This window comes from Roseomonas populi (assembly GCF_024594815.1).
GTDB lineage: Bacteria > Pseudomonadota > Alphaproteobacteria > Acetobacterales > Acetobacteraceae > Roseomonas > Roseomonas populi.
The window spans coordinates 39615-45785 of record NZ_JANJOU010000040.1 but is presented as its reverse complement, the minus strand read 5'-3'; the positions used below and the strand labels follow the sequence as shown (position 1 = coordinate 45785).

Sequence of the window (6171 nt, the reverse complement as noted above, 5' to 3'; positions counted from 1 at the left end):
CCTGCGGCGCTCGCGGCCGGTGATGATTTCGACGCGCTCAACGGGATTGGACATAGGCGTATGCCTAGGCTTCAGCCTAGGCCCTCAGGTTACGCCACCTGTCCGGTCGAAATGGGGGGCGCTCCACCTTGCACTTCGAGGCTGGGGCAGCCATTGCCGTCTCATTCCGGAGGACGATTCGTCTCCGAAGCTTGGGATTTTGGCGATCAACTCCCCCATTTATGCGTTGAACGCGACCACCTGATCGACAAGAACCGAAGGGGGGCTGCCGAGAAGGCGCTCTTGCAGACGGCGCACTCCGCCGTGCTCGATCGTTCGGACAGGCTCACACGTCGCTTAACCCTCCGCGTGAGATATCCGGTTCGGAGAGGTCGTTTACGGCTTGGGGCAAGGGCATACATGCGCTGGCCATCGCGAAGGGTCAGAGCGCTTCCGAGGTCGGCCTAGGTCCGCGCAGCGACTGCCTCGGCGATCTGCTCGCGGCTGCCTGCCTCCCTGGAGAAGCAGCTCCGCTCCGGTCCCTCGGAGAAGGCGGCCATGTCCCGGCGGGAAGAGGTTCCGCGATCACTCGTCTTCGGGACCTTCAAGAAATCGGAGCAGCTTCCGCGCCGAGGCCGTGAATGCCTTTTCTTCCCGCTCGGAGAGGCTGCCGAGCGTCTCTCGTGCGCCGCGGAAGTGGAGCGGGACGGCGCGCTCGGCGAGCGCCACGCCAGCCTCTGTCAGCCGTACGAGCTGCGCGCGCCGGTCCGACGGATCCGCCTCCCGCCGCGCGAGCCCCGCAGCGACCAACCGGTCGATCCGCTTCGTCATGGCCCCGGAGGAGAGAAGACACCAGCGGGAGAGTTCTCCGGGCCGCATCGCATGGCCAGGTGCGCGCCAGAGCGTCGCCATTAGATCGAACATGTCCCAGCTGAGGCCGAGCGGCGCGAGCAGGGCATCCACCCGACGACGGAAGGCGGCCTCGATACGGGAGACGCGGCCGAGGACGTGAAGGTGCCGCGGGTCGAGTTCGGGCCGGGCGGTTCGCCAAGCCTCCACAAGGGCGTCCACCGCGTCGCTTTCTCTTTCCATCGAACTTCTTGACATCAAGATAAACCCGTGACCCCAATTCAATCGGACGAGGAGGCATGACGTGCCCGCGAACCCACCCTACCGCCAATCGCCCTCTAACCCGCGCCTGGGCGAAATCCAGACCCTGCCAGAACGGCAGGCGGACATGCCCTACGCCCCCGCTATGCGCGTTCGCAGTGGGGAGATGCTCTACATCTCCGGCGCGACGCCGTCGCCCTTGTACCACCACCATCCCCACCGTTCGGAGGAGCACGAGCATCCCATCCGAATTGAGGATCAGGTGACGCGCGTCTTTGAAACACTCGGCGCGATCCTTGAGGACCAGGGACTAACCTGGACGGACGTCGTGAAGGTCACGCGCTATCTCACCGACATGCGCGACCAGGATGGGTTGAATGCCGTGCAGGGCCGCTACTTCGGCGACTGGCGGCCGGTGAGCACCACGCTCTGTGTCAACCAGCTCTCGACACCCGGGGCCCGGGTCGAGGTGGACATCATCGCGGCTTATCGGCCCTGACGATGGGCGTGCCGGGGTCTGTGCCGGAGGCGGCTATTGCCATCCTGCTCGCGGCGGCCATGGCAATCGGCGCGGGCCTGAACCTCGTCGGGCCTGGCTTTGTCCGGGAGGAGTTCCGGCGCTGGGGATACCCTGCCGCGCTGCGGATCGCGGCCGGGCTGACGGAGGGCGCCGCCGCTGTCCTGCTCGTGAGTTCCTCGACACGGTCGGCGGGAGCTCTGCTCGCACTCGCCGTCCTGGCAAGCGTGATCATCACCCTGGCGCGCGATCGCGCTTGGCTACGTTGCGAGTACCCGACGGTGCTCGCGATCATGGCGGTGCTCATCCTGACCCGCTGACCCTCAAACCCTGCGGAAGGGAGCCTCTTTGGATGATCAAACGGTCCATGCTGACGGCGATCGTGGGAATTGCCGCGGCCCTGCTTCCTGGCCCTGCTCCGGCCCAATCCTGGCCGACCCAGCCGATCGTCATGATCATCCCCTTTGCGCCCGGGCCCATCGACGGCGTGGCGCGCACGATCGGTGAAGCCATGGCGCGCGATCTCGGTCAGCCCGTGCTGATCGAGAACATCCCAGGCGCGGGCGGGACAGTTGGTGTTGCTCGTGCAGCCCAGGCGCGGCCGGACGGCTACCGTATCCTCATGCATAACATCGGCATGGCGACCGCACCCACCCTGTACCGGCGCCTCACCTTTGATCCCGTGCGGGATTTCGAGCCGATCGGACTGATGAACCGCAATCCCATGGTCTGGATCGGCCGACCGGACTTTCCGGGAGGTTCGCTGGCGGAGATGACCGAGCACCTGCGTCGCCAGGGCAGCGCGGTGAACCTGGCCCATGCCGGCCTGGGATCGTCCAGCCAGCTTTGCGCCATGCTGATGCAGTCGGCCCTGAGAACGCAGGCCAATACCGTGCCCTTCCGCAGCTCCGGCGAGGTGTTCCCGCAGCTCATCGCTGGTCGCATCGACCTCTACTGCGACCAAACGACGAGTGCGCTGGGCCAAGTGCAGGGGCGCTCGGTGAAGGCCTTTGCAATCGCCTCTCCGGGGCGTCTGCCGACGATGCCGGCGGTGCCGACCACGGCGGAGAGCGGCATGCCGGAGTTCCAGCTGAGCATCTGGCAGGCATTGTTCGCGCCGGCGGGAACGCCGCGGCCGGTGATCGACCGCCTGAACCGCGCCCTGCGCGTCGCCCTCAGCGATGACCGCGTCGTTGCCCGGCTGACGGAGCTGGGGACCTCGCCGGAACCGGCGGAAACGGGGTCGCCGGAGGCGCTGCGAGCCCTTCTCGTCAGCGAGGTGGAACGGTGGCGGCCGATCCTGCAAGCGGCGGGCGAGTTCGCGGACTGACACGACGTGTGTGGAACGCGCGGGCGAATGCGGGCCTAATAGCATTTGGTTCGCTGGGCTGGCATCTACGCCCCAAGCCGCGCCACCACCCGCGCCACAGTTGTGTGCGTCCACACCGCCGCACCCCGTGGCGTCGGCACTCCGCGCTCGGTCAATGCCCGCGCCATCGCGGCCTTGGTGCTGATCCCCTCCCCTTCTGAGTGCGTCCACCTCCAGCGCTAGCCGATACGCGGTGCGGGTGGCCCTCTCTCGGCGTACCTGGGCCGCGGCTGAGGCACAGGGCGGCAATGTTGGCCTCCATCCCCTGTTCCCGCCCAGCACCGCCCCCCGTCCTCGCTGCCGCCAGCGCCGCCCGGGTCCGCTCCGAAATGAGCTCCCGCTCCTTCTGCGCCATGGCCGCATAGACCCGCATCATCAGGTCGTCCGCGCCAGGCATGTCGGCCGGCCGCATCGAGATCCCCTCCTCCAGTAATTGCGAGAGGGTGTGAGCACGCCGGGTAATCCGATCGAGGCGGGCTGCGACAAGGACGGCTCCGAGCTGGCGGCAGCGGGTCAAGGCTGCCTGGAACCCGGGGCGGCGGTCATCCTTACCGGAGGCAATGTCCTGGTGCTCGGCGACGAGGAGCCAGCCCTTGCGCTCGATGAAGGCCCGGACGCGGGCCTGTTGCGCTTCGAGCCCCAGCCCGGAGTGGCCCTGCTCGGCGGTTGAGACCCGGCACAGCCCCACCGCGTAGCGGGGCTGGGTGGAGGCTTGGGAGAGGCGGGAGCCGGCCATCAGCCCGGCGAAGAAACCTCGGACAGTGTGCTGGGCCCAACCGGCGGCTTCAACTACCTGGGCGATGGTCGCCCCCTCTTCTCTGCGCAAAAGGGAGAGCACGGCCTGGTGCTTGGTGCCCTCACGCGGACGACGCGGAAGGGAAGGGTCGCGAGGTAGGCGGGCTGCTCTACCGTGGCTCAGGGCCGCCCGGAGCGCCTCAATGGGGAACCGGCAAGGCCGAGCGCTCCACGCCCGCGTCCCAGGCCACCAGCAGGGCCGTCGCGGCTTCCCGGAGGGTGGTGCGGGTCAACGGCGGGGTAGCGGACGCGACAGGCGGCGCCTGGGTTTCCTGGGCGTTGGTGCTGGCCTGCTGCCCCTCTACGTCAACCTGCGTGCCCTCTCCGCCCGCCTCCGCCACGCTCGGCTCACCGATCGTCGCCAGCCCGGCCGCAGTGATCCGCAGCATCTTCGGCATGCCGCCGTTGGGCGCCGGCATCTCCTCCAATAGCCCGGCCCTGAGCATACTCTGGAACACGGAGTTCCGGGCGGTAGCGGGCAGGTTTGAGGGCGCCTCGGCCAGCTGCGCCGAGTGCTGGGCAGCGGTGGCGAGGATCTGCGCCTGGGTGGGTGAGAGCGCTTTGCGCTGGGTCATCGTCAGGTCCCTGGGTCGGACCCAACCAGCGGGATCCTACGACCCAAAGCCCTGACGAGAGGCGGTCAGGGTGGTGCGGGAGAAGGTTGCCCCCCCTCGCGCCACCGACGCTTCGCTCTGCTCCGGGCTAAGGCCAAGCAGAATGGCAGGACAGAGCTGCTGATGGCGGGATCGAACCGTTTGGGGTTGTCCGAACCTCACCCGACAAGGTGGATATCCGCGACTGTGAGGGCCGGCGTCCCCGAAAGGGTGCCCAGCACGGCCCCTGCTTGCCCGCCCGCGCCGTCCACGTCCCACCAGAGCCGCCCCGTGTCGGTTTCGTACACGAACTGTCCGATACCTGCCGCCGAGCTCGCCCGCCCCGTACTGTTCGACGTGAACTGATCTGCCGAGAGCGCGCCCCCGGACAGCCCACCCCCGAAACCCGAGGCCGAGACCTCGATCGCATCCTCGCCGGAAACAAACCCGTAGATCAGGTCGCCCCGCTCTGCGGCAGAGGCGTAGCGGATTATGTCCGCCCCCGCCTCACCGTAGAGCCGATCTGCCCCAAGCCCCCCGACCAGCGTGTCGCTGCCCGCTCCGCCATAGAGGAAGTCCGCGCCTCCTCCGGCCGAGAGCAGATTCGCGCCCGCGTTCCCAGTCAGCCGGTTGGCCTCTTCATTGCCTGTGCCTGACAGATCGGCGCCGCCAGCTAGGACCAGCTGCTCCACCCCGGCCGAGAGGGCGAAGGAGATCGAGGCGCTAACCGTGTCCGTGCCCGAGCCGCTGGCTTCGTCAACCACGTCCAGCACGTTGTCGACAGAGTAGGTGTCATTTCCAGTGCCGCCGGTCAGGTGATCTGCACCAGCACCGCCGTTCAGAGTGTCGTTCCCAGCGCCGCCCTGGATGGTGTCGTTGCCCTCGCCACCGTCCAAGGCATCGTTGCCGTCCCCTCCATCGAGCAGGTCGCCGTCGACCTCGCCGAAGAGCTGGTCGTCACCGACGCCACCCTCCAGCTTGTCCACCCCGGCCCCGCCATAGAGAGAATCGTGGCCATCATTGCCGATCAGCAGGTTGGCTTGCGCATCGCCACCCAGCCTGTCGTTGCCGAGGCTGCCCAGCAGGCCCTCGATCGAGTCATAAATGTCCCTTACCGCCTCCCCGGTGTTGGAGGCCGGGGAGGCCAGCTCCGCCCGGACCGGCGCGGTGGCGCCGGCATAGGAGGCGATGTCGAGGCCGTCCCCGCCCAGCAGGCTATCCACGACGCCCCAACCGCCGCTGAGCGTGTCGTCGCCGCCGCCGCCCGAGAGCGTGTCGCTGCCATCCAGACCCGAGAGGAAGTTGCCCAGCGCGTCGCCCGTCAGCATGTCGGAGTTCACGCCGCCCTCCAGCCCCTCAATACCCCGCAGCAGGTCGCTGCCCCCGCCCCCGGTCGCCTGGACCGTGTTCTGCAGCAAGAGGGAGACGTTCACGCCCCCCAGGAACATGTTGGCGTAGGAGGCCAGATCGCGGCCGGTGCCGCCATCCATGATGTCATTCCCTGCACCGCCGGCCAGCGTGTCGTCGCCCGCGCCGCCCAGCAGCGTGTCGTTGCCGAGCAAGCCAGTGAGGGCGTTCGCCGCGTCGTTGCCGGTGAGCCGGTCGCCATGGTTGGTGCCAATCGCGTTCTCAAACTGGGCCGCCATGGCAGAGGCGAGGCCGGCGGCGATGGCCGCCGCGGCGCTGGAACTATCGTCGTGCAGCGTCGTCACCGTGCCGAAGGTGATGCTGCGCTGGCCGGCGGTGCCGCCCACGGAGCTGGCCGTCGCGCCGGAAAGGTCGATCACCGCCCCGCCCCGCGCTCCGCT

Annotated in this window: 7 protein-coding genes; 3 read left to right on the top strand and 4 right to left on the bottom strand. The window is 68.3% G+C overall.

Going from position 1 to position 6171, the window contains the following annotated elements; translation table 11 throughout:
- Positions 1-564 precede the first annotated feature (564 nt).
- Positions 565-1071 (bottom strand): MarR family winged helix-turn-helix transcriptional regulator, encoded by a 507-nt coding sequence (locus NRP21_RS27200; RefSeq protein ID WP_257719390.1) that lies wholly within the window; start codon positions 1069-1071, stop codon positions 565-567.
- Positions 1072-1132: 61 nt separating this feature from the next.
- Between NRP21_RS27200 and NRP21_RS27195 the strand changes: the two genes are divergently transcribed.
- The 3 genes from NRP21_RS27195 (at position 1133) to NRP21_RS27185 (ending at position 2936) form a co-directional block, all read left to right on the top strand.
- Positions 1133-1588 (top strand): RidA family protein, encoded by a 456-nt coding sequence (locus NRP21_RS27195; RefSeq protein ID WP_257719389.1) that lies wholly within the window; start codon positions 1133-1135, stop codon positions 1586-1588.
- A gap of 8 nt (positions 1589-1596) precedes the next feature.
- Positions 1597-1926, top strand: coding sequence for a DoxX family protein (locus NRP21_RS27190; protein ID WP_257719388.1), 330 nt, complete (start codon positions 1597-1599; stop codon positions 1924-1926).
- 167 nt (positions 1927-2093) lie between these two features.
- A complete protein-coding gene (locus NRP21_RS27185) occupies positions 2094-2936 on the top strand; it encodes a tripartite tricarboxylate transporter substrate-binding protein (protein WP_257719387.1) in 843 nt (280 codons plus the stop codon).
- A 151-nt stretch (positions 2937-3087) separates the two neighbouring features.
- Here the strand turns inward: NRP21_RS27185 and NRP21_RS28140 are convergent, their stop codons facing one another.
- The 3 genes from NRP21_RS28140 to NRP21_RS27170 all read right to left on the bottom strand — a co-directional run bounded on the left by NRP21_RS28140 (position 3088) and on the right by NRP21_RS27170 (position 6150).
- Positions 3088-3894 carry a recombinase family protein gene (locus NRP21_RS28140; protein WP_408639675.1) on the bottom strand — a complete coding sequence of 269 codons (807 nt, stop codon included), beginning with the start codon at positions 3892-3894 and terminating at the stop codon, positions 3088-3090.
- A gap of 16 nt (positions 3895-3910) precedes the next feature.
- Entirely contained in the window at positions 3911-4345 is a 435-nt protein-coding gene (locus tag NRP21_RS27175) for a MarR family winged helix-turn-helix transcriptional regulator (RefSeq protein ID WP_257719385.1), read from the bottom strand.
- Positions 4346-4542: 197 nt separating this feature from the next.
- Complete coding sequence (locus tag NRP21_RS27170) at positions 4543-6150, bottom strand: calcium-binding protein (protein ID WP_257719384.1); 1608 nt, start codon at positions 6148-6150, stop codon at positions 4543-4545.
- Positions 6151-6171: the final 21 nt, after the last annotated feature.

Excerpts from the sequence above, each read along its gene's own strand:
- NRP21_RS27200 (WP_257719390.1), bottom strand. The coding sequence starts at position 1,071 with ATGGAAAGAGAAAGCGACGCGGTGGACGCCCTTGTGGAGGCTTGGCGA.
- NRP21_RS27175 (WP_257719385.1), bottom strand. The coding sequence starts at position 4,345 with ATGACCCAGCGCAAAGCGCTCTCACCCACCCAGGCGCAGATCCTCGCC.